Consider the following 268-nt stretch of genomic DNA (forward strand, 5'->3'; position numbering starts at 1 on the left):
GGATCGCCGCGGCCTCGCGGCGGGCGCCACCGCGGCGGGCTTCGGGGCGGGCGCGGCGCTGACCGTCGTGCCGATCGCCAAGATGATCGCCACCAGCGGCTACGAGAGCGCCTTCCTGACCTTCGGGCTGATCCAGGGCGGCGTCGTCTTCGCGCTCTCGTTCCTGCTGCGCAAGCCGAGCGTCAGCGTTCCGGTCCAGCGCAAGCGCCTGCGCCTGCCCCAGGCGAAGGTCGACCGCACGCCGCGCGAGGCCGTGCGCACGCCGGTC

The 268-nt window shown here is 75.0% G+C and carries 1 pseudogene; it reads left to right on the plus strand.

What is annotated here, in order from left to right:
• A pseudogene (locus tag WDW90_RS39600) lies at positions 1-268 on the plus strand (oxalate/formate MFS antiporter); the annotation flags it as partial.

Source organism: Methylobacterium nigriterrae (assembly GCF_037106235.1).
Classification (GTDB): Bacteria; Pseudomonadota; Alphaproteobacteria; order Rhizobiales; family Beijerinckiaceae; genus Methylobacterium; species Methylobacterium nigriterrae.